General features: G+C 72.5%; 23 protein-coding genes. 10 read left to right on the top strand and 13 right to left on the bottom strand.

Annotated features, from left to right (window positions below; translation table 11 throughout):
- Positions 1-178: 178 nt before the first annotated feature.
- Positions 179-628, bottom strand: a complete 450-nt coding sequence (locus tag K7396_RS07870; protein WP_086718267.1) for a ribonuclease domain-containing protein — start codon at positions 626-628, stop codon at positions 179-181.
- Between the two features lie 131 nt (positions 629-759).
- Positions 760-1116: a winged helix-turn-helix transcriptional regulator gene (locus K7396_RS07875; RefSeq protein WP_086718268.1), complete on the bottom strand. Its 357-nt coding sequence runs from the start codon at positions 1114-1116 to the stop codon at positions 760-762.
- Positions 1117-1212: 96 nt separating this feature from the next.
- Here K7396_RS07875 and K7396_RS07880 point away from each other — a divergent pair, with 96 nt between their 5' ends.
- On the top strand, positions 1213-2106 hold the full coding sequence (locus K7396_RS07880; RefSeq protein WP_086718269.1) for an NAD(P)-dependent oxidoreductase: 894 nt from the start codon (positions 1213-1215) through the stop codon (positions 2104-2106).
- A 137-nt stretch (positions 2107-2243) separates the two neighbouring features.
- On the opposite strand, the gene K7396_RS07885 is transcribed toward K7396_RS07880, so the two are convergent.
- Positions 2244-3656, bottom strand: a complete 1413-nt coding sequence (locus K7396_RS07885) for an amino acid permease (RefSeq protein ID WP_086718270.1) — start codon at positions 3654-3656, stop codon at positions 2244-2246.
- Positions 3657-3948: 292 nt separating this feature from the next.
- Here K7396_RS07885 and K7396_RS07890 point away from each other — a divergent pair, with 292 nt between their 5' ends.
- The 4 genes from K7396_RS07890 to K7396_RS07905 all read left to right on the top strand — a co-directional run bounded on the left by K7396_RS07890 (position 3949) and on the right by K7396_RS07905 (position 8446).
- Positions 3949-4575 carry a helix-turn-helix domain-containing protein gene (locus tag K7396_RS07890; protein WP_152104313.1) on the top strand — a complete coding sequence of 209 codons (627 nt, stop codon included), beginning with the start codon at positions 3949-3951 and terminating at the stop codon, positions 4573-4575.
- Positions 4576-4611: 36 nt separating this feature from the next.
- Complete coding sequence (locus K7396_RS07895) at positions 4612-4803, top strand: DUF6126 family protein (RefSeq protein ID WP_152104312.1); 192 nt, start codon at positions 4612-4614, stop codon at positions 4801-4803.
- 145 nt (positions 4804-4948) lie between these two features.
- The gene (locus K7396_RS07900; RefSeq protein ID WP_152104311.1) at positions 4949-7639 is read left to right on the top strand and encodes a beta-N-acetylglucosaminidase domain-containing protein; all 2691 of its coding nucleotides are present in this window, start codon (positions 4949-4951) and stop codon (positions 7637-7639) included.
- 126 nt (positions 7640-7765) lie between these two features.
- The gene (locus K7396_RS07905; RefSeq protein WP_086721772.1) at positions 7766-8446 is read left to right on the top strand and encodes a thiaminase II/PqqC family protein; all 681 of its coding nucleotides are present in this window, start codon (positions 7766-7768) and stop codon (positions 8444-8446) included.
- A gap of 119 nt (positions 8447-8565) precedes the next feature.
- Here K7396_RS07905 and allB read toward each other — a convergent pair whose 3' ends face one another.
- The 3 genes from allB to K7396_RS07920 form a co-directional block, all read right to left on the bottom strand.
- Positions 8566-9909, bottom strand: coding sequence for an allantoinase AllB (gene allB, locus K7396_RS07910; RefSeq protein ID WP_086721773.1), 1344 nt, complete (start codon positions 9907-9909; stop codon positions 8566-8568).
- 157 nt (positions 9910-10066) lie between these two features.
- A complete protein-coding gene (locus K7396_RS07915; RefSeq protein ID WP_223659763.1) occupies positions 10067-11377 on the bottom strand; it encodes an NCS1 family nucleobase:cation symporter-1 in 1311 nt (436 codons plus the stop codon).
- Positions 11378-11382: 5 nt separating this feature from the next.
- Positions 11383-11589, bottom strand: coding sequence for an aspartate/glutamate racemase family protein (locus K7396_RS07920; RefSeq protein ID WP_223659765.1), 207 nt, complete (start codon positions 11587-11589; stop codon positions 11383-11385).
- 267 nt (positions 11590-11856) lie between these two features.
- On the opposite strand from K7396_RS07920, the gene K7396_RS07925 reads away from it, so the two are divergent.
- Positions 11857-12660 (top strand): IclR family transcriptional regulator, encoded by an 804-nt coding sequence (locus tag K7396_RS07925; RefSeq protein WP_086721774.1) that lies wholly within the window; start codon positions 11857-11859, stop codon positions 12658-12660.
- 68 nt (positions 12661-12728) lie between these two features.
- Here the strand turns inward: K7396_RS07925 and K7396_RS07930 are convergent, their stop codons facing one another.
- Positions 12729-13019, bottom strand: coding sequence for a DUF5955 family protein (locus K7396_RS07930; RefSeq protein WP_086721775.1), 291 nt, complete (start codon positions 13017-13019; stop codon positions 12729-12731).
- Between the two features lie 406 nt (positions 13020-13425).
- Between K7396_RS07930 and K7396_RS07935 the strand changes: the two genes are divergently transcribed.
- From K7396_RS07935 to K7396_RS07950, 4 genes are all read left to right on the top strand, one after another.
- On the top strand, positions 13426-13653 hold the full coding sequence (locus K7396_RS07935) for a hypothetical protein (protein WP_086721776.1): 228 nt from the start codon (positions 13426-13428) through the stop codon (positions 13651-13653).
- Positions 13654-13820: 167 nt separating this feature from the next.
- Positions 13821-14399: a nucleotidyltransferase family protein gene (locus K7396_RS07940; RefSeq protein ID WP_152104374.1), complete on the top strand. Its 579-nt coding sequence runs from the start codon at positions 13821-13823 to the stop codon at positions 14397-14399.
- A gap of 342 nt (positions 14400-14741) precedes the next feature.
- A complete protein-coding gene (gene aceB, locus K7396_RS07945; protein WP_086721941.1) occupies positions 14742-16370 on the top strand; it encodes a malate synthase A in 1629 nt (542 codons plus the stop codon).
- A 214-nt stretch (positions 16371-16584) separates the two neighbouring features.
- Positions 16585-17139: a TetR/AcrR family transcriptional regulator gene (locus tag K7396_RS07950; protein ID WP_086721940.1), complete on the top strand. Its 555-nt coding sequence runs from the start codon at positions 16585-16587 to the stop codon at positions 17137-17139.
- Between the two features lie 124 nt (positions 17140-17263).
- Here the strand turns inward: K7396_RS07950 and K7396_RS07955 are convergent, their stop codons facing one another.
- The 6 genes from K7396_RS07955 to uraD all read right to left on the bottom strand — a co-directional run bounded on the left by K7396_RS07955 (position 17264) and on the right by uraD (position 23914).
- Positions 17264-18736, bottom strand: a complete 1473-nt coding sequence (locus K7396_RS07955; RefSeq protein WP_223659766.1) for a nucleobase:cation symporter-2 family protein — start codon at positions 18734-18736, stop codon at positions 17264-17266.
- A 311-nt stretch (positions 18737-19047) separates the two neighbouring features.
- Complete coding sequence (locus tag K7396_RS07960; protein WP_152104310.1) at positions 19048-20448, bottom strand: 8-oxoguanine deaminase; 1401 nt, start codon at positions 20446-20448, stop codon at positions 19048-19050.
- Positions 20449-20490: 42 nt separating this feature from the next.
- Positions 20491-21894 (bottom strand): nucleobase:cation symporter-2 family protein, encoded by a 1404-nt coding sequence (locus tag K7396_RS07965; RefSeq protein WP_086721251.1) that lies wholly within the window; start codon positions 21892-21894, stop codon positions 20491-20493.
- Between the two features lie 85 nt (positions 21895-21979).
- Entirely contained in the window at positions 21980-22951 is a 972-nt protein-coding gene (pucL, locus tag K7396_RS07970) for a factor-independent urate hydroxylase (protein ID WP_152104309.1), read from the bottom strand.
- A gap of 7 nt (positions 22952-22958) precedes the next feature.
- Positions 22959-23366 carry a hydroxyisourate hydrolase gene (gene uraH, locus K7396_RS07975; RefSeq protein WP_086721456.1) on the bottom strand — a complete coding sequence of 136 codons (408 nt, stop codon included), beginning with the start codon at positions 23364-23366 and terminating at the stop codon, positions 22959-22961.
- Positions 23363-23914: a 2-oxo-4-hydroxy-4-carboxy-5-ureidoimidazoline decarboxylase gene (gene uraD, locus K7396_RS07980; RefSeq protein WP_086721457.1), complete on the bottom strand. Its 552-nt coding sequence runs from the start codon at positions 23912-23914 to the stop codon at positions 23363-23365. The genes uraH and uraD overlap by 4 nt, the downstream gene beginning before the upstream one ends.
- Between the last annotated feature and the right edge of the window lie 86 nt (positions 23915-24000).

A 24000-nucleotide genomic window follows, 5' to 3' on the forward strand; every position in this document is an offset into this window, starting at 1 on the left:
CGTGCGCCCCTTCTGCCAAGAATGGGGAGAAGAGGGAGGTCAAAGGGGGCGCACGGCGAAGACGCCCAGCACCGGCGCACAGCACGGCGGCGGCCGGGGTGCGTAGTGCACCCCGCCCGCCGCGGGTTGGGGGGCGGCCCCTGTCAGGGGCCGCCGCTCCGGTGTTTCCGTCGGACCGTCAGCAGCCCCGGTCGACGAGGTCGAACGTCTTGTAGTGGTCGGCGGTGTAGTAGTCCTCTTCCTTCTTCTCGCCGGTGACGATGCGTCGCGCACCGCGGTCCGGCGAGCCGGGCGTGACCACGGTGAACTCGTGGTAGTAGTCCGCGCTCTGGGACGGGAGGATGCCCTCCCGGTTGTCGAAGACCGTGCCGTCCTTGGGGTACGGGTAGGGCCCGCCCTTGGCGATCAGGTCGAGGGTGTCGTGGGCCTGCGAGGGCAGCTTGGAGTAGCAGACCTTGCCGACGTCCGCGACGTGCGCGGCCGGGGCGTGCGCCGTCGCGGCGTACGAGGCGGCCGTGGGGGTCGTGGCGAGGGCGGGCGTGGCGGAGACCGCGGTCCCGCCGATGAGAAGGGCCGAAGCGAGGGCGCCCGCGGCGCCGAACCTGGTGATCCGTGGGGGGATTCTCATGCCTCCAGAATGACGCGCGTAGACATGATCCTGTCAATCCCAACGGGCCGAAGTTTTCCGGGAGTTCACAACCTCATGACTCTCAACCGCCCCAATCGTCCCCAAATTGCGCTCACGTCCCGGCGCTGTTTTTACCCGGGTATTGCCCGTGGTGCGGACGGCCGCTCACGCCCCCAGGCGGCCAGCGGCTGGAGGGCGTCGTTGAGGCGCACGCCGTCCTCGGTCAGCGCGTACTCGACGCGGGGCGGCACCTCGTCGTAGGAGACACGCCGCACCACGCCGTCCGCTTCCATCTCCCGCAGGTGAGAGGCCAGCACCTTCTCGGTGACGCCCGGAAGCAGGCGGCGCAGCTCACCGAAGCGGCGACGAGGATGCTCGTGGAGCGCCCAGAGGATCAGCACCTTCCACTTGCCGCCGATCACCTCCATCGCGGCGTCGATCCCACAAGCGTGTCCGTCCGGTGCGCCCGGCCGGTTCAGCGTCGTCATGCCCCACCCCTCCGACGTGCTCGCTTCCCCCGGGGTAACCACCCACTCCCAAGTGCGTACTTGATCACCTCCGGGCCTGTGACCAGCCTAATCGGCATGACACAGAACGCTCTCGGAAAGACTTCCGTCACGCTGCTGGGCCTCGGCGCGATGGGCACCGCACTGGCCCGTACCTGGCTGGCCGCCGGCCACCCGGTCACCGTCTGGAACCGCACCCCGGCCCGCGCCGCCGCGCTCGCCGCCGAGGGCGCGCGGGTCGCGGACGGCGCCGCCGCGGCGGTCGCGGCCAACACCCTGGTCGTCGTCTGCCTGTTGGACGACACCTCGGTCGACGAGGTGCTGGCCGGCACCGACCTGGCCGGCAAGGACCTGGTCAACCTGACCACCAGCACCCCGGCCCAGGCCCGCGGCCGCGCCCGGTGGGCCCGCGAACGGGGCGCCCGCTACCTGGACGGCGGGATCATGGCCGTACCTCCGATGATCGGCGTCCCGGAAGCCGGCGGCTACGTCTTCTACAGCGGCTCGCGGGAGCTGTTCGAGCGGCACCGGGAGACCCTGGGCGCCCCGGTCGGCACCACGTACGTCGGCGAGGACGCGGGCTTCGCGGCCCTGTACGACGTGGCCCTGCTCAGCGCCATGTACGGGATGTTCGCCGGTGCCGCGCACGCCTTCGCCCTGATCCGCAAGGAGGACATCGACCCGGCGGCGCTCGCCCCGCTGCTCGCCGACTGGCTCGTCGCGATGGCCCCGGCGGTGCACCGGACCGCCGGCCAGTTGCGGAGCGGCGACTACACCGAGGGAGTCGGCTCCACCCTCGCCATGCAGGTGGCCGGGACCCCGACCTTCCTGAGCACCGCCGAGCAGCAGGGCGTCAGCCCGGAACTGCTCAGCCCCTACTTCGCCCTGATGCGCCACCGCCTGTCCGAGGGCAGCGGCGAGGAGGACCTGACGGGCGTGATCGACCTGCTGGTGCGCCGACCGGGCACCTGACGTCCCGGCGGCGGTCGTCTCGCCGACGCCGGGGCGAACGGGTTGCGGCCGGACCGGAGGGGCGGCGGCACGGCAGCCGCGCCGGGCGGCCCGGGGTGCGCACCCCGGAGCCCGAGCCGCTCCCCCTGCGACGGCGTCTACGTCTGGGCGGTGGCCCGTCGGTCGCGGCGCTGCTTGAGGTGGCCCGCGCCGGCCAGCGCCGAGGCCACGACGGCGGTGCCGAGGAGTTGCTGCCGGCCGTCGGAGCTGCCGGCCATGACGGCGAAGACGCCGAGGATGGCGGCGAGCGCGAGCCAGGTCAGGTAGGGGAAGCCCCACATCCGCACCAGGAGCAGGTCGGGGCTCTCGCGCTCCAGGCGGCGGCGCATCCTCAGCTGGGTGAGGCAGACGATGGACCAGACGACCAGCACCGAGCAGCCGGCGATGTTCAGCAGCCAGGCGAAGACCGTGGTCGGCCAGATGATCCCGGCGATCACGGCGGCGAAGCCGAACAGGCAGGACGCCACCACGGCCGCGGCGGGCACGCCCCGGGTGACCTTGGCCAGGAGGCGCGGCCCCTGGCCCCGGTTGACGAGGGAGTACGCCATCCGCGACGAGCCGTAGATGTTGGCGTTCATCGCGGAGAGCAGTGCCACCAGGACCACGATCTGCATGATCGTGCCGGCGGCCGGGATGCCGAGCCGGTCGAGGACGGTGACGTACGGGCCGTCCGTGGCGACCCTCGGGTTGTTCCACGGCACCAGGGTGACGACCACGGCCATGGAGCCGATGTAGAAGACGGCGATGCGCCAGACGGCGGTGCGGACGGCACGCGCCACGTTCCGGCTCGGGTTGTCGGACTCGGCCGCCGCGATGGTGACGGTCTCCAGACCGGCGAAGCCGGAGATGGTGGTCAGCAGGCCGGCGGCGAGTCCGGCGGCGCCGGTCGGGAAGAAGCCGCCGTGGCCGGTGAGGTGGTGGGTGCCGGGCGCGTCGCCGAAGACCCCGAGAATGCCGAGCACGCCCAGCACCAGGAAGGCGACGATCGCGGTGACCTTGACGGCGGAGAACCAGAACTCGAACTCGCCGAAGTTCTTGACCGCGGTCAGGTTGCTGGCGCAGAAGAACACCATGAAGACCGCCACCCAGCCGTAGGCGGGGACGAACGGCACCCAGCTGTGCATGATCGTGCCCGCCGCGGTGGCCTCGGCGGCCACGCCGGCGCAGAGCATCAGCCAGTACATCCAGCCCGAGGTGGCCCCTGCCCAGGAGCCGAGTTCCTCCTCGGCGTGCACCGAGAACGAGCCGGTGGAGGGCCGGGCGGCGGACATCTCGCCGAGCATCCGCATGATCAGCATGACCAGCGCGCCGGTTCCCGCGAAGAGCAGGACGATGGCCGGTCCGGCCGCGGCGATGCCGACGCCGGAGCCGACGAAGAGCCCCGCGCCGATGACCCCGCCGAGCGCGATCATCGAGAGATGGCGCTGCTTGAGGCCGTGCGACAGCACGGACTCGCTGTTCTGCGCGTCCTGCGGGGCGGCCTGGGATGACCGGGTGGAAGTCCGACTCATGGTCGTGCCTGTTCACTAATTGAGACGTTCGGTGAGCCTCACGAGTGTGAAGACACGTGCGCGCGCGGGAGGTGAACGCCCGCTATTCGGACTTTTTGCGTACACATGGTGAGGGGGGTGTTACGCACTGAAGGTGCCGATTCCCCGGCCGGACCGGCGGAGGCCGACGCCGCCCGCACCCCTCCCGGGGGCCCGGAGAGGCCACGCCCGCGCCATCCCCCGTACGGCGCGCGGAACTTGCCTCTCAGGCAAATCTTTTGCCCCAGGGGCGAGGGGTCGCTATACCGGGGATATGACCGAGTTCCCCGACGGGCCCGCCGGCACAGTGCCGGAGGACCTGTCCACCGTCGCGCCGCGCCTTCGTGATCTGCGCAGGCGCAGTGGTCTCACGCTGGAGACCGCGGCCCGGCTGGTGGGGCTCTCGCCCGCGCACCTGTCGCGGCTGGAGACCAACCAGCGGCAGCCGTCGCTGCCGATGCTGCTGGCGCTGGCCCGTACGTACGGCACCACGGTATCCGACCTGCTCGGCGAGACCGCCGCGGAGCGGGACCCCATCGTGCGCGCGGGCCGTACGGAGCCGTCGGAGGCCGGCGGCTGGACGTACTGGACCGTGGGCGGCGCCGGGCGGGCGATGCAGGCGCTGCGGGTCCATGTGCCCCAGCGGGCGCAGGGCGAGCTGGTGCGGGTGCACCCGGGCGAGGAGTGGCTGTACGTCCTGGAGGGGCGGCTGCGGCTGACGCTCGGCGCGGCGGTGCATGTGCTGGACCCGGGCGACGCCGCGCACTTCGACTCGCTGACGCCGCACCGGATCGCCGCCGCCGGACCGGGCGGGGTGGTCCTGCTGTTCGTCCACACGCTGCTGCAGAGCGGGGCCGCCGAGCTGTGCCTCGGCGACGACGCCAGGCGCCGCGGGCTGTGAGCCCCGCGCCTTCTCCTGACCGAAGGACCGTACGTCGTGCCTGATCAGACCACTCCTGCCAGTCCTCCGCCGGCCGGGCCGCCGCCCGAGGCGGGGCCCGCCGCCCGGACGTACAAGGAGGACGCGCCGCCGCGCGGGCTCTATGTGCGGGTGTTCATCTATGTCGTGGCGTCGCATGTGCTGTTGGCGTTCTTGAGCTTCCTGGTGATCGTCGCCAAGACGCGGTGACACCGCGGGCGGCCGCCGCGCCCCAACGTCCATCCCTTCGGTGCGAAAGTCCATTGCCGCGGTGCGGCGGGCGGGTGAAGCCTGCTGGCGCGAAGGCCCGCACGACGCTCGTCCCGCACCTCGCCGCACCGAGGAGGACCGAAGGATGCACCGTACGCGCACCGCGGCGGCCACGGCACTGGCCACGGCCCTGGCCGTGCTCCCCCTGACGGGCATGGCGGGGCCGCCGGGCGCCGGCGGCCCGACGTCCGGGCACCACGGCCCCCGGGACAGCCACAAAGCGGCCGTGTCCCGCCCCCTCTCCCCCGTGCCCCGCTCCGTCCGCAGCCGGTCCGACCAGGTCACCGTCACGCCCTCCGTGACCGTCGTCGCCGGTCCTGACACCGACCGCCCGGCGCTGGCCGTCGTCGAGAAGGCCCTGGCGGACGCCGGTGCGGCCCGGGTGGTGCGGGCCGGACGGGCGCCGGGCGGCGGGCAGTTGACGGTGTACGTGGACGGCGCGGGCGCGGCCCGGACGCTGCGGGCCCTGGGGGCGCGGGGCAGCGACGGGCTGCCGGCGGAGGGCTACGCGCTGGCCGTCGGCGCGGGCCGGATCGCCCTGTCCGGCAAGGACGCCACCGGTACGTACTACGCCGCGCAGACCCTGCGGCAGCTGCTGCCCCACCGGGCGCGGCCGGGCGCCCGGATACCGGGCACCGCCGTACGGGACTGGCCGGCCACCCCGCTGCGCGGCGTCATCGAGGGCTTCTACGGCACCCCGTGGTCGCACGCGGCCCGGCTCGACCAGCTCGACTTCTACGGGGCGCACAAGATGAACCTCTACGCGTACTCGCCCAAGGACGACCCCTACCTGCGGGCGAAGTGGCGCGATCCCTACCCCGCGGACCGGCTCGCGCAGCTCAAGGAGCTGGTGGACCGGGCGCACCAGCGGCATGTGGAGTTCACCTACGCGCTCTCCCCGGGGCTGTCGGTCTGCTACAGCTCCGACGCGGACCTCAAGGCGCTGACCGCCAAGTTCGAAACACTGTGGGACATCGGTGTGCGGACCTTCGCGGTGCCGCTGGACGACATCAGCTACACGGACTGGAACTGCGCCGCGGACAAGGACGCGTTCGGGACCGGCGGCGGCGCGGCGGGGGCGGCACAGGCCCATCTGCTCAACCGCCTCCAGCGGGAGTTCATCGCCGGGCATCCGGGAGCGGCGCCGCTGCAGATGGTGCCGACCGAGTACTACGACGTGAAGCCGTCGCCGTACAAGGAGGCGCTGGCCGCCCGGCTGGACAAGGACGTGCTGGTCGAGTGGACGGGGGTGGGGGTGATCGCGCCGACGATGACCGTCGCCCAGGCGCGGCGGGCGCGGGAGGTGTTCGGGCACCCGATCCTGACGTGGGACAACTATCCGGTCAACGACTATGTGACCAGCCGGCTGCTGCTCGGGCCGTTCAACGGGCGGGAGAAGGGGCTGCCGGAACAGCTGGCGGGGATCACCGCGAACCCGATGATCCAGCCTGCCGCGTCCAAGCTCGCGCTGTACACGGTGGCCGACTACGCGTGGAACGACGCCGCGTACGACGCCCGTGCCTCGTGGACCGCGGCGATCGGTGAGCTGGCCGGCGGCGACGCCCGCACGGCACGGGCGCTGCGGGCCTTCGCCGACGCCCAGTACGCCTCCTCGCTCAATCCGCGGCAGGCACCCGAACTGTCCGCCGCCATCGAGCGGTTCGGCGGGGACGGGGACGCGCGGCGGCTGGACGGGGTGCTGCGGTCCCTGCAGGAGGCGCCGGCGGTGCTGCGGGAGCGGCTCGCCGACCGGGGGTTCGTCCAGGACAGCGGGCCCTGGCTGGACGCCACCCGCGCCTGGGGCACCGCGGCGCGCACCGCCCTGCGGCTGGTCGAGGCGGTGCGGGCGGGCGACGGCCCGACGGCCTGGCAACTGCGTCAGCGGATACCGGAGTTGGTGCGGACCGCCAGGTCGTTCGTCTACGTGGACATGGCGGGGAAGCGGGTTCCGGTGGTGGTGGCGGACGGGGTGCTGGACACCTTCGTCGAGGACGCGGTGGCCGCGCACGACGCGTCGCTGGGCCTCGCCGGCCGCCCGAAGGGGGCCACGGACCTGCCGGTCCACCAGGACAACGCGGTGTCCCGGATGACCGACGGCGACGACGCCACCTGCTTCTGGAGCGGCGCGGCGCCCGGGGCCGGCTCCTTCGTCGAACTGGATCTGCGCGCCGAGCGGCCGCTGGGCGCCGTACGGCTGGCGATGGGCAAGAGCGGCAGCCCGGACGACTACCTGCGGCACGGCGTCCTGGAGTACTCCTCGGACCACGAGAACTGGCACCCGCTGGCCGCGTTCGACCAGCGGGCGGAGGTCCGCGCCGAGCCGCCGGCCGGGACCTCGGCCCGGTACGTCCGTGCCCGGGCCACCCGGGCGCAGGACACCTGGCTGGTGGTGCGGGAGTTCACGGTGGCCGGGGCCGGGGCGGCGGCGGTGGCCGGCGGCCCGCCCGCGGCACCGGGCAGCGCGCTGCGGTCGGCGGGGGACGGCGACCCGGCGACGGCGTACCGGGCGGCGCGGGCGGCGCAGCCGGGCGAGGCGCTGGAGTTCACCCCGGACGCGCCCCGCGCGGCACGCTCCGTCACCGTGCTGCGGCCACAGGGGGCGCCTGCCGGTGCGGCGGACGTCGAGGTGCGGACCGGCGGCGCCTGGCGCGGGATCGGCACCCTGTCCGGGGCCTGGACGCGGCTCGGCGCGGGCGGCGGCGCCGTCGGGGGCGTGCGTCTGGTCTGGCGGGCCGGGCCGGCGACACCCGAGGTCAATGAGGTGATTCTGCGCTGAGGGGGGCCAAGGGGCTGAAGGGAACGACCATTTCCCGACGGGCCGCGCCATCGGGCCCTCGGGCCGTGCCGTGCGCCCTACTCTGAGGCTCTCGTCGCCGCCCTCGCCCCGGAGGAGACCGACCCCATGGCCCGTCCTGCGCCCGATGCCCCCCGCCCCACCGCGGCCGCCGTGCTCGATGACGCGGTCCGTTCCCTCGCCCCCGACACCGACGCCAACCGGCTGGTCGCGCGGATCGAGGAGGGTGCGGCGCCGCGCTCGGTGTTCGCCACCCTCGCCCTCGAACAGCACCATGTGATCAGCGCGGACCGGGTCAGCTTCCAGCACCTGGCGCGGCGGGCGGACGGCGACCCGCCCGTGGCCGACTTCTTCGATCTGCTCGCCCAGGGCGAGGCGCTGGCCATGAAGCAGCTCGCCGGGCTGGCGGACGCGTGCGAGCTGAGCGAGCGGGAGATCGCGGAGTACCAGCCGCGGCCCGGCTGCCAGGCGTATCCCTCGTACGCGGCGCGGCTCGCCCTCGGCGGCGAGCCGACCGATGTGGCGATCGCGCTGACCGCCAACTTCGCGGCGTGGGGCCGCTGTTGCGCGGTGGTCGAGACCGCGATGCGGGACCGGTACGCCTTCCCCGAGGAGGCGTGCGGGTTCTTCGGCTTCTTCGCCGGCCCCGCACCCGACGTCGGGGAGAGGGCGCGCGCGGCGGTGCAGCACGGCCTCGACACCGGCCAGGCGGAACCGGCCACGGCGCACCGCTACGGCCGCCTGCTCCAGGCGTACGAGCTCATGTTCTGGAACTCGGTCGCCGACTGAGGAGGGCGCCGGGGTGGCGGGTACGGGCAGCGGGGGGCGCCCGCGCCCGCCGCGGTCGCCCGCTCAGCCCGTGGCGACGGGCGGCGAGCCGGCGGGCGCCCTCCTCGGCGCGGGAGCCGTCAGGGCCGCCGCGGCCGTTCGAGCAGGGTGCCGGTGGGCTCGGTCAGGGCGGTGCCGTCGTTGATCTGGCGGCCGCGCAGCCAGGTGGAGCGTACGACGCCGTGCAGGGTCTTCCCGGCGTACGCGGTGATCTTGTTGCGGTGCTGGAGGGCCTGCGGGTCGACGGTGAACGTCTCCTCGGGGGCGAGGACCGCGAAGTCCGCGTCCCGGCCGGGCTCGATGGCGCCCTTGCGGTCGAGACCGGCGAGCGCGGCCGGTGCGGTGGCCATCCAGCGCACGACGTCGTCGAGGGTGTGGCCGCGCTTGCGCGCCTCGGTCCAGATGGCGGGCAGGCCGAGCTGGAGGGAGGAGATGCCGCCCCAGGCCGCGCCGAAGTCGGCGGTCTTGAGGTCGGCGGTGGAGGGCGAGTGGTCGGAGACGACGCAGTCGATCGTGCCGTCGGCCAGCCCCTCCCAGAGGGCGTCCTGGTTGGCGGCCTCGCGGATCGGCGGGCAGCACTTGAACTCCGTCGCGCCGTCCGGGATCTCCTCGGCGGTCAGGGTCAGGAAGTGCGGGCAGGACTCGACGGTGATCCGTACGCCCTCGCGCCTGGCGGCGGCGATCAGCGGCAGCGCGTCGCTGGAGGACAGGTGCAGGACGTGCACCCGTGCGTCGAGCCGCCGGGCGAGTGCGATCAGTCCGGCGATGGCGTCGTTCTCGCTGGCGCGGGGGCGGGAGGCGAGGAAGTCGGCGTACTTCGGGCCGTGCGGCGCGGGGGCCGCGCCCAGGTGGCCCGGATCCTCGGCGTGCACGATCAGCAGGCCGTCGAATCCGGCGATCTCGCCGAGGGCGGCGGCCAGTTGCTCCTGGTCGAGCTCGGGGAACTCGTCCACGCCGGAGGGCGACAGGAAGCACTTGAAGCCGAAGACGCCGGCGTCGTGCAGCGGGCGCAGGTCCTTGACGTTGCCGGGCACGGCACCGCCCCAGAAGCCGACGTCGATATGGGCCTTGGGGCGGGCGACCGCGCGCTTGGTGTCGAGGTGGGCGGCGGTGGTCGTGGGCGGGAGGCTGTTGAGCGGCATGTCCAGGAGGGTGGTGACACCGCCGGCCGCGGCCGCGCGGGTGGCGGTCCAGAAGCCCTCCCATTCGGTGCGGCCGGGGTCGTTGACGTGGACGTGGGTGTCGACGAGGCCGGGCAGCAGGACGTCGTCGCCGAAGTCCCGTACCCGCGCCCCGGCCGGGGCCTCGGCGTCGTGCGGCAGCACCGCGGTGATCGTGCCGCCGGTGACGGCGACGGACGCGGCGCGCGTCCCCTGCGGGGTGACGACGCGTGTGGAGCGCAGCACCAGCTCTGTTTCGGACACCCGGTCCCCTCCTCGTATCTGTCTTCATCGTGGCGTGACGGCGTGCGGGGCGCACGGCATCGGGGGCCGCGCACGGCCGCGACCCTGAGCGCACGCGAGCACGATCCGCAAAATTCAACAGTCTGTTGAACGAGTCTTCACTCCGGACCGCGGCCCGTCAAGACCCCTCGACGGGCACCGGCGGGGCCGGCGGCCGGGCCCCCTCCGGCGCCGCGGCCTTGGCCGCCACGGCCGCGCTGACCTGCGACGGGATGATCTCCTCCGGGACCGGAACGGTGCCCGCCGCGGCCCGCTCGCGACGGGAGAGCAGGGCGTAGAGCGCGCCGGCGAGCCCCATGCCGACGATCCAGGAGAACGGCGCGACCACGTCGAAGGCCGGGACCAGGGCAAGCACGGCGCAGACCGCGGCGGCCGGCAGGAAGGCGGCCGCGGCCTTCGGGTTGTAGCCCCTGCGGTAGAAGTACGCGCCCCGGGCGTCGGCCGAGAACAGCGCGTCGACGTCGATCCGCCCGCGCCGCACCAGGTGGTAGTCGACGAGCAGGATCGCCACCAGCGGCCCGAGGAAGGCGCCGAGCGCCCCCAGGAAGTACTGGATCACCAGCGCGGACGAGTAGAGCTTCCAGGGCATGACGACGATCGCCAGCACCGCGGTGATCATGCCGCCGCGCTTGAAGTCGAGGTGCTTCGGGGCGAGGTTGGCGAAGTCGTAGGCGGGCGAGACGAAGTTGGCGACGACGTTGATGCCGATGGTGGCGACGATGAAGGCCAGCGCCCCGATGACCGTGACCACCGGGTTGTCGATCTTCTGGATCACCTTCACCGGGTCGTAGACCGCCTCGCCGAAGACGGAGATGGTGCCCGCGGTGACGAGGACGGCGACCACGGCGAAGGCGGTGAAGTTCACCGGCAGCCCGATCAGATTGCCGCGCCGGTAGGAGCGGTGGTCGGGGGTGAAGCGGGCGAAGTCGGCGTAGTTCAGGACCAGCGTCAGGAAGGTGGCGACGGTCAGGCTGACCGCGATCAGGCTCTGCTCGACCTGCGCGGAGCCGCTGAGGCCGGTGAGGCTGCGGGTCAGCGAGATGTCGCCGCCGGCCCTGACGACCAGGTACACCGCGAGCGCGAGGACGACCAGCCAGACCACCGGACCGGTCGCGAAGTCCTGGACCTTGCGGATGAACTCCATCCCCCGGGTCAGCAGGACCGCCTGCAGCCCCCACATCAGCAGGAACGCGATCCAGCCCAGCGTGGACAGCCCCAGCACCGAGTTGTGGTGGTGGACCGCCAGCCCCGGCGCGATCTGCAGCGTCAGCAGGACCACCGCGGTCGAGGCCAGCCAGGTCTGGATGCCGTACCAGGCCACGGCCATCACCGCGCGCAGCAGGGCGGGGATGTTGGCGCCGTAGACGCCCCAGCTGGCGCGGGCGAGGACCGGGTAGGGGACGCCGGTCCGGTGCCCGGCGTGCCCCATCCGGTTCAGAAGGGGGTGTCGAGGGTGGCGAGCCGGTCCAGGACGGCCGCGGCGCTGAGGTAGCCCTCGAAGTGGCCCTCGATCGACTCCGGGCCCCACAGGGGTTCGGTGGCGAGGATCTCGGTGCCCGGGGCGGCGGCCGCGGTGGCCGTGGCGCGGATGGAGGCAGTCATGGAAGCCGTGGTGTTCGGGTTCATGACGAGAATGCGCATGACTCTCCAACGATTTGGAGGATTCCATAGAATGGACAGTAGGTTTCGCGCAGCAGAACGTAGCTACGGCCACTGGCACCGTCAAGGGATCGCGGCTAGGCAGTTGCCGGGCCGCTCGCACCGTGGGACGAAGCGGGCCTGACCGGCGCGAACGAGTGTGCGAGAGACCGTGTGTCACCGTAGGGGGACCGGTAGGCTGCTCCGGTCGGGCCCGGCGCCCGCAAGCCCCGGCCGAGACCGATCGACCCGCCCCGAAAGGAACGCGACGTGCCGCCGTCCAGCGCCAGCACCTCCGCCGCCGAAGCCAAGCCCGCGGGCGCCAGCGGCGGCGTCCAGTCCCTCGAGCGCGCCTTCGACCTGCTGGAGCGGATGGCCGACGCCGGCGGCGAGGTCGGCCTGAGCGAGCTGTCCACCAGCAGCGGGCTGCCGCTGCCCACCATCCACCGCCTGATGCGCACCCTCGTCGCCTGCGGCTACGTCCGGCAGCAGCCCAACCGCCGCTACGCGCTGGGCCCCCGCCTGATCCGGCTGGGCGAGAGCTCCGCACGGCTGCTGGGCACGTGGGCGCGGCCCTTCCTGGCGCGCCTGGTCGAGGAGACCGGCGAGACCGCCAACATGGCGCTGCTCGACGGCGACGAGATCGTCTACGTCGCCCAGGTCCCGTCGCGGCACGCGGTGCGGATGTTCACCGAGGTCGGCCGGCGGGTGCTGCCGCACTCCACCGGCGTCGGCAAGGCCCTACTGGCCCATCACGCCCCGGAGGAGGTCCGCGCCCTCCTCGGCCGTACGGGCATGCCCGCCGCCACCGAGAAGACGATCACCGACCCGGACCGCTTCCTGGAAGCGCTCGCCGACGTCCGCCGCCTGGGCTACGCGGTCGACGACAACGAGCAGGAGATCGGCGTCCGCTGCCTCGCCGTGCCGGTTCCCAACTCCCCCACCTCGGCGGCGATCTCCATCTCCGGACCGACCGGGCGGGTGACCGAGGCCGCGACGGACAAGATCGTCCCAGTGCTGCAGGACGTCGCGGCACAGCTTTCGGTGGCGCTGGCGAACCAGACGCCGGCGTAGGCGCGGCCGGCGCTTCACAGGACCGCACACGGGCGCCTCACGGGCCACACGGGGCGGTCGCGGATCACTCACCAGGGGCGCGGCAGCCCGCCGAAGCGGTCGATCCCCTCGCGCACCTCCGCGAGCGCCGGCGAGAGCGCGCTCACCGATCCGACCGCCCCGGCGATCAGCAGGAGCGAACGGCGCAGCCGCGGCACCTCCGGCAGCCCGTGGCTCACCATCGCGTCCAGCGCGGCCAGCTCGTCGTCGGCGGCCGCCCGGTCCGGTAACTCCCCGGGGAGTACGGCCAGTTGCCTGCGCAGCCGGGCCACCGCCCCGCGCAGCTCCTGGACACGCGGGTCGCCCTGACCCCCGGTCACTCGTGGATCCCTCTGCAGCTGTTCCACAACGACGGAGCCCTCCCAAGCCGTTGCCCGTACCGCGACGCGGGACAGTTAACGCCACTCTCCGCTGATCGCGCCACACGGAGAGCGAAATAGCCGGATCACCGGGCGGATCCGGCTGCCGCGGCCGGAACCTGACGCGACGTCGGTCGCACGCACGGAAGGGGCCCTGCCTCCTCGCCCCGCGCGGCAGGCACGCCGTCCGCGACCGGAAGGCCGCCCCGCGCGGTACCCAGGCATCGACCTGATGACACGTCAGCACGTCTGTTCGTCAGGCCACCCTTTGGTGTGGGTGCGTGCGCTCCGAAGCGTATGCCGCGGCACGATGGAGCATTCTCCCTTTCAAGGAAATATCCGGCATATCACTGAATCGGAGAGTGCCATGGAATCCCACTCCGGCCCCGACACCGGCTCGAACCACCACCACGACGTCAGCGTCGTGCAACTCATCTGCCGTGCGTACGGACTCTCCGATGCCTCGGAGATCACGATGGAGCACATACACCGCTACGTCGACGAGCACCGGCCCGCGGAGGAACGCACGCCCCATCTGCGCAGCCGGTTCCGGGCGGGCATTCCCCGTCCGCGAGCCTCCGGCGACGCCGCCTGACCCGGCCGCGCCGCCACCAACGGGCCCTGAGGCCGGGCGTCATGAGGTAAGCAGTCCCCATGGCAGCGACGACACCCGGGGAGACCGGAGAAGCGCAAGGACAGCCGCCGCACACCGGGCCCGGCGCCCCCGAGGGGACGCGTGGCACCGGGCGGCCCGAGGGGAGGGTGGCCGGCCTGCTGCTCGCGGCGGGCGGCGGGCGGCGCCTGGGGGGACGGCCCAAGGCACTGCTCGGCCACCGGGGACGGCCCCTGGTCGAGCACGCGGCGCGGGCGCTTCGGGACGGCGGCTGCGACCCCGTGCACATCGTGCTGGGGGCGGCCGCCGGTTCCGTACGTGAGCGGGCCGATCTCTCGGGGTACGGCCTCTCGGAGAATCCGGACTGGGCCCAGGGTATGGGCTCCTCGCTCCGGACGGGCCTCGCCGCGCTGGCCGGTTCGGGGGCGGACGCGGTCGTGGTGTCGCTGGTGGACCAGCCGGGCATCGGCGCCTCGGCGGTGGCGCGGGTGGTGGCGGCGTACGAGGGCCGGGCCTCGCTCGCCTCCGCGGCGTACGACGGCCGCCGCGGCCATCCGGTGCTCTTCGGGGCCGACCGCTGGGCGGACATCGCCGCCACCGCGCAGGGCGACCGCGGGGCGCGCGCCTATCTCCAGCGGCACGCGGACGCCCTCACCCTCGTCGAGTGCGCCGACATCGCCGAGCCGTACGACATCGACACGCCGGAGGACCTCGGCCGGCTGGAGTGAGCGCGCCCGGGAGCGGCCGCATCGCCCCTCCCCCCGCCCGGGGCGGAGGGGCCCGCCGGGCGGGCAACTGGCCAGCGGGGTAAGGGAGTAGGGGCGCGGGCAGGGGTGATCGAGAGTGACCGGCGTGGCACCGAGAGCCATTCGGCCGGGCCTTCTGTCGACTCGGAGAATCTCGACATCAACAAACCATTGAAGTTCCGCGATAAGGAAACTAGTCTCCACTGGTCAGAAGCGCCCTGAACCCAGACGGCGCCCGCGACCGCATTGCGGAGCCCGCGGCACCCCGTGCCGCGGCACGCCCCGCGAGGCCGCCAGGCACCGCCGCTGAATGGAGTGACCCTCATGTCCGCACCAGCGCCGTCCCCGCTGGCCATCGCCGAAGTCGACCCCGCGCACACCCCCGAACGGCAGGGCGAGGTCCTCACCGACGCCGCGCTGGCGTTCGTCGCCGAGCTGCACCGCCGGTTCACCCCGCGCCGCGACGAGCTGCTCGCCCGCCGGGCCGAGCGCCGCGCGGAGATCGCCCGGACCAGCACGCTGGACTTCCTCCCCGAGACCGCGCAGATCCGGGCGGACGACAGCTGGAAGGTGGCCGGGGCACCCGCCGCGCTCAACGACCGCCGGGTGGAGATCACCGGCCCCACCGACCGCAAGATGACCATCAACGCGCTCAACTCGGGCGCCAAGGTCTGGCTCGCCGACTTCGAGGACGCCTCCGCCCCGACCTGGGAGAACGTCGTCTCCGGTCAGCTCAACCTGATCGACGCCTACGAGCGCCGGATCGACTTCACCGACGCCGCGTCCGGGAAGTCGTACGCCCTCAAGGACGCCGGGGAGCTCGCCACCGTCGTGATGCGCCCGCGCGGGTGGCACCTCGACGAGCGCCACCTCCAGTTCGAGGGCCGGCCGGTCCCCGGCGCGCTGGTCGACTTCGGCCTCTACTTCTTCCACAACGCCCAGCGCCTGCTGGACCTGGGCAAGGGGCCGTACTTCTACCTGCCGAAGACCGAGTCGTACCTGGAGGCCCGCCTCTGGAACGAGATCTTCGTCTTCGCCCAGGACCATGTCGGCATCCCCCAGGGCACCGTGCGCGCCACCGTCCTCATCGAGACCATCACGGCCGCGTACGAGATGGAGGAGATCCTCTACGAGCTGCGCGACCACGCCTCGGGGCTGAACGCCGGCCGCTGGGACTACCTGTTCTCCATCGTCAAGAACTTCCGTGACGGCGGCGCCAAGTTCGTCCTCCCGGACCGCAACGCGGTCACGATGACGGCCCCGTTCATGCGCGCCTACACCGAACTCCTGGTCCGCACCTGCCACAAGCGCGGCGCCCACGCGATCGGCGGCATGGCGGCCTTCATCCCCAACCGCCGCGACCCCGAGGCCAACGAGCGGGCCCTCGCGAAGGTCAAGAACGACAAGGACCGCGAGGCCGGCGACGGCTTCGACGGTTCCTGGGTCGCCCACCCCGACCTGGTGCCCGTCGCCCGCGCCTCCTTCGACGCGGTCCTCGGCGACAAGCCGCACCAGAAGGACCGCCTGCGCGAGGACGTCGACGTCCGGGCCGCGGACCTGATCGCGATCGACTCGCTGGACGCCAAGCCCACCTACCAGGGCCTGATCGACGCGGTCCAGGTCGGCACCCGCTACATCGAGGCCTGGCTGCGCGGCCTGGGCGCCGTCGCCATCTTCGGCCTCATGGAGGACGCCGCCACCGCCGAGATCTCCCGCTCCCAGATCTGGCAGTGGGTCGACGCGGGCGTCGTCTTCGAGAACGGCGAGAAGGCCACCGCCGAGCTGGTGCGCGCGGTCGCCGCCGAGCAGCTGGCCGCCATCCGCGCCGAGGTCGGCGAGGACGCCTTCACCTCCGGCAAGTGGCAGCAGGCCCATGACCTGCTGCTGCGGGTCGCCCTGGACGAGAACTACACGGAGTTCCTGACGCTGCCCGCGTACGAGCTGCTGGGCTGAGGCCCTCGCCCGTGGCGCCCGAGGGGCCGGTACGCACCGCCGCGCGGTGGCCGTACCGGCCCTTCGCCGTCACGGGAACCGGCGGACCGGCGGGCCCCGGGACTCGCTCGGCCCGGAAGGCCGCCTCGGCGATCGGAGGGCGCCGCGCAGCTCGCCTATAGTGGCTGACACTACAAACGTAGTGGGAAGCAACTCGGCACGAAGGGCGCTCAGGGTGGCACGACGGCGGGAGCAGGTGCTGGACGCGGGCATCCAGGTCCTGGGCAGCGCGGGGGCGCGGGGGCTGACCTACCAGGCCGTGGATGCCGCGGCAGGGGTCCCGTCGGGCACCACCTCCAACTGCTTCCGCAACCGGACGGCCCTGATCGACGGCATCGTCGACCACCTCCAGGCCCTGGAGCACCGCGACTGGGAGACCTTCGCCACGGCGGCCGACCCAGCCGACGCCGGTGAACTCGCCGATGCCGTCGCCCAGTTCCTCCGGTACGCGACCGGTCCGGAGCGGGCCAGGACCGCCGCCCGCTTCGCGCTCTACCTGGAGTCCTGCGCCCGCCCCGAGCTCCGTCCCGCACTCGCCCGCGGCCGCGAGGCCGTGGTCGGCTGGGGAGCGGAGTGGCTGCGGCGCATCGGCTCGCCGGCGCCGCGGCGGCACTGCGCGATCCTCTGCGACTACATGGACGGCGTCGCCTTCCGCCAACTCGCCTTTCCCGAGCAGGACTTCGATCCGGGGCCGGGCCTCCGCGAGTTCCTGGGCGGGCTGCTGGGCTGAGCGCCCGGCGGACCGGCGGACCACCGGGCCACCGGACCGCCGTCCGCACCGCTCCCGGAACGCCCAACGGCCCCCAGGAGAGCCGCGGATGCCGCCTCCTACGGGGCCGTTGGGCGTTTTGGTGTCAGTGGGCGGTGACCGCCGCGGCCTCGTCGGCACCGTCCGCGCCGCCGGGGGCGGGCGGCTGGGCGATCCCCGGATCGACCGGGACCGCGTCGGCCGCGTCGGCCTCCGTTTCCCCGGCGGCCTCGCCGTCCGCCGTCTTCCTGCCGAGGTGGTTGAAGGCGAGGTTGAGGACGAGGGCGACCAGGGCGCCGGTGCTGATCCCGGAGTCCAGGACGACCAGCAGGTCCTTGGGGAGGTTGTGGTAGAAGTCCGGCGCGGCGATCGGGATCAGGCCGATGCCGACGGCCGCCGCGACGATCAGGGCGTTGTCGCCCTTCTCCATCGCGGCGGAGGCCAGGGTCTGGATGCCGCTGGCGGCCACCGAGCCGAAGAGCACGATGCCGGCGCCGCCGAGGACCGGCAGCGGGACCAGCGAGATGACCGAGGCGGCCACCGGGCACAGGCCCAGCACGACCAGGATCAGGCCGCTGGTGGCCACGACGAAGCGGCTGCGCACCTTGGTCATCGCGACCAGGCCGATGTTCTGCGCGAAGGCGCTGTTGGCGAAGCCGTTGAACAGCGGGCTGAGGGCGCTGCCGAGGGTGTCGGCGCGCAGTCCGCCCTCGATGGTGCGCTCGTCGGCCGGGCGGTCGACGATCCTGCCGAGGGCGAGCATGTCGGCCGTCGACTCGGTCATACAGACCAGCATCACGATGCACATGCTGACGATGGCGGCGAGGTCGAACTGCGGGGCGCCGAAGTGGAAGGGCGTCGGGAAGCCGATCAGGGACGCCTGGGAGAGCGCGGAGAAGTGGGTGATGCCGACGGGTATCGCGATCAGGGTGCCGGCGATCAGTCCGAGCAGGATCGCGATCTGCTGGAGGAAGCCGCGCAGCACCCGGCGCAGCACCAGCACGATCAGGAAGGTCAGCGCGGCCATGCCGATGTTGGTCAGCGAACCGTAGTCCGGGGCCCGGTCGTTGCCACCCTGGGACCAGTTGAAGGCCACCGGCAGCAGCGAGACGCCGATCAGGGTGATGACGGTGCCGGTGACCACCGGCGGGAAGAACCGGACGAGCTTGGAGAAGTAGGGGGCGAGGAGGAATCCCAGCACACCGGCGACGATCACCGCGCCGAAGATGACCGGCAGGGCGTCGGCGGGGCCGTGCGCCTTGCCGATGGCGACCATCGGTGTGACGCCGGCGAACGAGACGCCGTTGACGAAGGGCAGCCTGGCGCCGACCTTCCAGAAGCCCAGCGTCTGCAGCAGCGTGGCGATGCCGGCGGTGAAGAGGCTGGCGCCCATCAGGAACGCGGTCTCGGTGGCGCTCAGCCCGCAGGCCGGCCCCACGATCATCGGCGGGGCCACCACTCCCGCGTACATCGCGGCCACGTGCTGGAGGCCGCTGGTGAACATCTTGAAGGGCGGGAGGGTCTGGTCGACCGGATGCTTCCGGTCCCCCTCCGGCTTCTGCCCGGTGCTTGCGGCCACTGCGGGCCTCCTTCGTTTTCTGCGTCGCCGGGGGCCGGCGAGCGAGGCTGTCACGGAGGGCTTGCCATGTGGTGCGTGGTGCAGGAAGTTGCCTGGTGAGCGAGGGTGCGGCAGGGGGGCTCGTGGCGCGCGGGGGACGGCGGCGGGGCCGGCCGGCCCGGGGGTGGGAGCCGACCGGCCCGGGGGTGGCGAGAAGTTCCCGCACCCCCGGGTCCGGCGCTTGTGGACCCCGCTCGGATCCACAAGCCCGGCCGGGAGCCGTCCCTCCCAGCCGAGTTCACGGTGGCGTCGGCCGCGGCCGCGCCGAGGGGTCAGCCCTCGGCGGCGATCCGGGCCAGACGCTGCGCCTCGGCCCGCGCGGTGCGGGCCACGGCGTCCTCGTCGACGGTGCTGAGGTGGTTGTCCTCGACGACCGGCCGGCCGCCGACGAGGGAGAGGGTGACCGGCGCCGCCGGGCCGAAGACCAGGGCGGTGACCGGGTCGGCGATGGAGGAGTGGCCGAGGCCGTCCAGCTTCCACAGCACCAGGTCGGCGAGCTTGCCGGCCTCCAGCGAACCGATCTCGGCACTCCGGCCGAGGACCTGCGCGCCGCCGTAGGTGCCCAGCCGCAGCGCCTTGCGGGCGTTCAGCGCGGCCTCCCGGTGGGCGCCGAGACGGTTGATCAGCAGGGCGTTGCGCAGCTCGGTGTGGAGTTCGCCGGACTCGTTGGAGGCGGTGCCGTCCACGCCGAGGCCGACCGGGACGCCGGCTGCGAGCATGTCGGGGACGCGGGCGATCCCGGCCGCGAGGCGGGCGTTGGAGGACGGGCAGTGCGCGACGCCGGTGCCGGTGCGGGCGAAGGCGGCGATGTCGGAGTCGTTCATGTGGACGCAGTGCGCCATCCACACGTCGTCGCCGAGCCAGCCGGTGGACTCGAAGTAGTCGGTCGGGCCCATGCCGAACAGCTCGTGGCAGAACTTCTCCTCCTCCACGGTCTCCGATCCGTGGGTGTGCATCCGTACGCCCTTGCGGCGGGCCAGCTCGGCGCCCTGCCGCATGAGTTCGGTGGAGACGGAGAACGGCGAGCAGGGCGCGGCGGCGATGTGCACCATCGAGCCGAAGGAGGCGTCGTGGTGGGCGTCGATGGCCTCCTCGGTCGCCAGCAGGGCGCCCTCGGTGGTCTCGACGGCGAAGTCCGGGGGGAGCCCGCCGTCCTTCTCGCTGCGGTCCATGGAGCCGCGGGCGAGGGTGATCCGGGCGCCGATCTCGGCGGCGGCCGCGAGTTCGGCGGCGACGAGGTCGCCGGAGCCCCGCGGGAAGACGTAGTGGTGGTCGGAGGCGGTGGTGACGCCGCCCTTGACCATCATGCCGAGCGAGCCCTGGGTGGCCGCGGCGAGCATCGGGGCGTCGATCCGGGCCCACGTCGGGTAGAGCGCGACCAGCCAGTTGAACAGGTTGTGGTCGGTGGCGAGGCCCCGGGTGATCCACTGGTAGAAGTGGTGGTGGGTGTTGATCAGGCCGGGGGTGACCAGGTGCCCGGTGCCGTCGATCCGGCGGGCGACGCCCGCCAGGTTCTCGGGCGCCTTGCCGGCGCCCACCGACTCGATGACGTTCCCGGCGACGACGACATGGCCGGTGGCGTACTCCGTGTCCTGGGCGTCGACCGTCGCGATGGCGCAGTTCTCGATGACGAGGCGCTCGATCGCGCCGTCAGGGGATGCCGAGGCAGCCATGGTGCTCCTACTTTCGATTCCGGCGGTGGGCACGGCATGGCCCTACGGGATTTGAGTGCCGGAGCCGGGCGAGGCGGCTGACAGTACCGCTGCCCGTGGGGTGCTCCGGGTGCCGAGGTGATGGAAGAACAGGTTGAGCAGCACCGCGACCAGGGCGCCGGCGCTGATCCCCGAGCCGAGCACGGTCTGCGCCCAGGCGGGGAAGTCGTCGTAGAAGGCCGGTGCGGCGAGCGGGACGAGGCCGGCGCCGAGCGAGACGGCCACCAGGATGATGTGGGAGCTCTCGTCGAGACCGGCCTCGGCGAGTGTACGGATGCCGCTGACCGCGATCGATCCGAACAGTACGATGCCCGCGCCGCCGAGGACCGGCATCGGCACCAGCGAGACCACCGCGCCGAGGACCGGGAAGGCGCCGAGGACCAGCAGCGTGGCGCCGGCCAGCGCGACGACGTACCGGCTGCGCACCCGGGTCAGCGAGACCACGCCGACGTTCTGGGCGAAGGCGCTGGTCGGGAAGCCGCCGAAGACGGGGCCGAGCAGGGTGGCGAGGCCGTCGGTGCGCAGTCCCCGGGTGAGGGTGGCGCCGGTGGCCGGGCGGTCGCAGATCTCGCCGAGCGCCAGCATGCCGGCCGACGACTCCGTCATCAGCACCAGCATCACGATGCACAGCGAGAGGATCGCGGCGGGCTGGAACTCGGGGGCGCCGAAGGCGAACGGGGTGGGCAGCGCGGCGACCGGGGCCGTGCGCAGGGCCCCGAAGTCCGCCATGCCGAAGGGGATCGCGGCGAGCGTGCCGGCGACCAGGCCGACCAGCAGCGCGATCTGCTGGAGGAACCCGCGGGCGAAGCGCTGGACGAGCAGGATCACCACGAGGGTGAAGGCGGCGAGCGCCAGGTGCCGCATGGCGCCGAAGTCCGCGGCGTGGGCGTCGCCGCCCTGTGCCCAGCCGACCGGCACGGGCATCAGGGTGACCCCGATGAGGGTGATGACGACGCCGGTGACCAGCGGCGGGAAGAAGCGCAGCAGTCTGCCGAAGAACGGTCCGACGGCGAGGCAGAAGACCCCGGCGACCATCACCGCCCCGTAGATCGCGGGGAGTTGGTGGCCCTTGGCGGTGGTCTCGGCGATGGCGAGCATCGGTGTGATGCCGGCGGAGCTGGCCGCGTTGACGAACGGCAGGCGGTTGCCGGCGAACCGGCGGAGGCCGAGCGTCTGCAGGAGGGTGGCGAGCCCGGCGACGATCAGGCCGGCGGCGATCAGCCGGGTCCGGCCCGCGGTGTCCAGGCCGACGGCCTGGCCGATGATGAGCGGAGGGGTGACGACACCGGCGTACATGGCGGCGATGTGCTGGAGCGCGGCCGGGACGAGCCGTCCGGCGGCCGGCTTCTCGTCCACCGGGTGGACCGGTGGCGCGGGGTGGTGCGGGGCGTGCGTGTGCTGTGCCATGGGTCGTTCCCCTCGGGTTTCGCGTGCCCCTCCCCGCTGTGGAACGGGGAGGGGGACACGAGGCACGGCGTTGCGTCGGAGCCGCTCAGAGGTTCGTCAGATCCACCGGGATCCCGGGCTCGACACCGTCGCGCAGAACAGTGGCTTCGATCAGGCCGTACGGGCGGTCGGCCGCGTAATAGACCTCGTTGTCGTTCTTGAGACCGAACGGCTCCAGATCCACGAGGAAGTGATGCTTGTTCGGGAGCGAGAAGCGGATCTCGTCGATCTCGGAACGGTTGTTGATCACGCGTGACCCCATCTGGTACAGGGTCTGCTGGAGCGAGAGGCTGTAGGTCTCCGCGAATGCCTGCAGGATGTGCTTCTTGACCTGTTCGTACGAGCGCTCCCAGTTCGGCATCCGCTGCTCGTCGTCGGTCCAGTTGAACCGCCAGCGGCTGGACACCTCGGTGGCCAGGATGCGGTCGTAGGCCTCCTTCAGCGTCGTGTACTGGTCCTTGATGTAGCCCCAGAACTCCGAGTTGGTGGAGTTCATCACCACCAGGTCCTTCAGGCCGGAGATGACCTGCCACCGCTCACCGTCGTAGGTGATCTCGGTCAGGCGGGTCTCCTGGCCCTTGCGGACGAAGGAGTGCTGGACCTCGTCGGCCCCGATGAAGCGGGAGTTGGCGTCGGAGGTGGCGATCCGCTCCCAGGAGTACTCCTCGATCCGGATGCGGGCCCGGTGGATCGGCTCCTGGCTGGTGACGAAGTGCCGGGCCAGGTGGATGCCGAACTGCTCGGCCGACTCGATCCCGTGCTCCTTGGCGAAGGCGTACACGGTGTTCTTGGTGGTGTCGGTGGGCAGGCAGTGGGCGTTGGAGCCGGAGAGGTGGACCTCTTCCAGGTCGCCGGAGAGGGAGACCGAGACGTTCAGGTCCTTGATGTGGTGCGTGTCGCCGTCGCGGGTGATCTTGACGACGCGGTTCTCCGCTTTGCCGTACTGGTTCTGGCCGAGAATCACCGGGCGGGCCGGGCGGGAATGGGCAGCGCGGGCCGGGCGGGAATGGGCAGTCATGTCGGTGCTAGCTCCCTCGGTATACGGAGTAGCCGAACGGGTTGAGCAGCAGCGGTACGTGATAGTGCTCGCCCGGCGTGACGGCAAAGGTGATCGCCACCTCCGGGAAGAAAGCTCCGCTGTCCCTTACGCGGGGGGCGTCCTGCTGTTCCTCGGCTTGCTGGGTTGCCTTGTGATGGACGAAGTAGTCCTCGACGGCGAAGTCGAGGCGCACATGGGTGGTGCCTTCCGGCAGGGCCGGCAGATCCTTGCAGCGCCCGTCCGCGTCGGTGGTGGACGCGCCGTGGGCGCTCCAGGCACCGTCGCGGCCGGAGCGCACCGCGAGCGTGAGGGCGACGCCCTGTGCGGGGCGGCCCACGCTGGTGTCCAGGATGTGCGTGGACACCGACGTCGGTGCAGCCGTCTCGCCGCTCATGCTGCGTCTCCTTCTGCGTGCTCCGCGATACGGGTCAGGCGGATGCGGTTGATCTTGCCGAGCTCCCCGCGAACGATCTCTCGTTCCTGTTGCGGCGTGTTGTCGATCCGGTGACGGATCGCGTCGCGCATCTGCTCGCCGGTACGGCCGGAGGCGCAGATCAGGAAGACATGCCCGAACTTCTCCTGGTAGGCCAGGTTGAGTTCGAGCATCTCGGCCTTGAGCGCGTCGGAGGCGCCGGCCATCCCGCTCTGTTCGCGGTGCGAGGTGGCGTCGCCCGGCTTCGGCCGGCCGATCGGCGGGTGCCCGGCCATCGCCTCGGCCAGGTCCTCGTCGCTCAGCTCGGCCATGGCGGCGTCGCTGGCGGCGAACAGGGCGTCGGCGGTGGCGTAGGGGCGCTGCGCGAGGAGCTTGCCGCCCCATGCCCGGCTGGCACACACCTCGTGCAGTGCGGCCAGGGCCGTACCGTCGTCGGCGGTGTTGAACCGGGTGAGCCCCGGCGGGCGCTCGGGGGTGTCCCCCGTCGAGCGCGGTGAACTCGAAGACACGGGAAGCCTCCGTGGCCTGGTGCTGGACAGCTCTCTTTGGCTGGAAACAGCTAAGACCCCCGGCAACATCACGTCAACACTTTGTT

The organism is Streptomyces angustmyceticus, assembly GCF_019933235.1.
GTDB lineage: Bacteria > Actinomycetota > Actinomycetes > Streptomycetales > Streptomycetaceae > Streptomyces > Streptomyces angustmyceticus.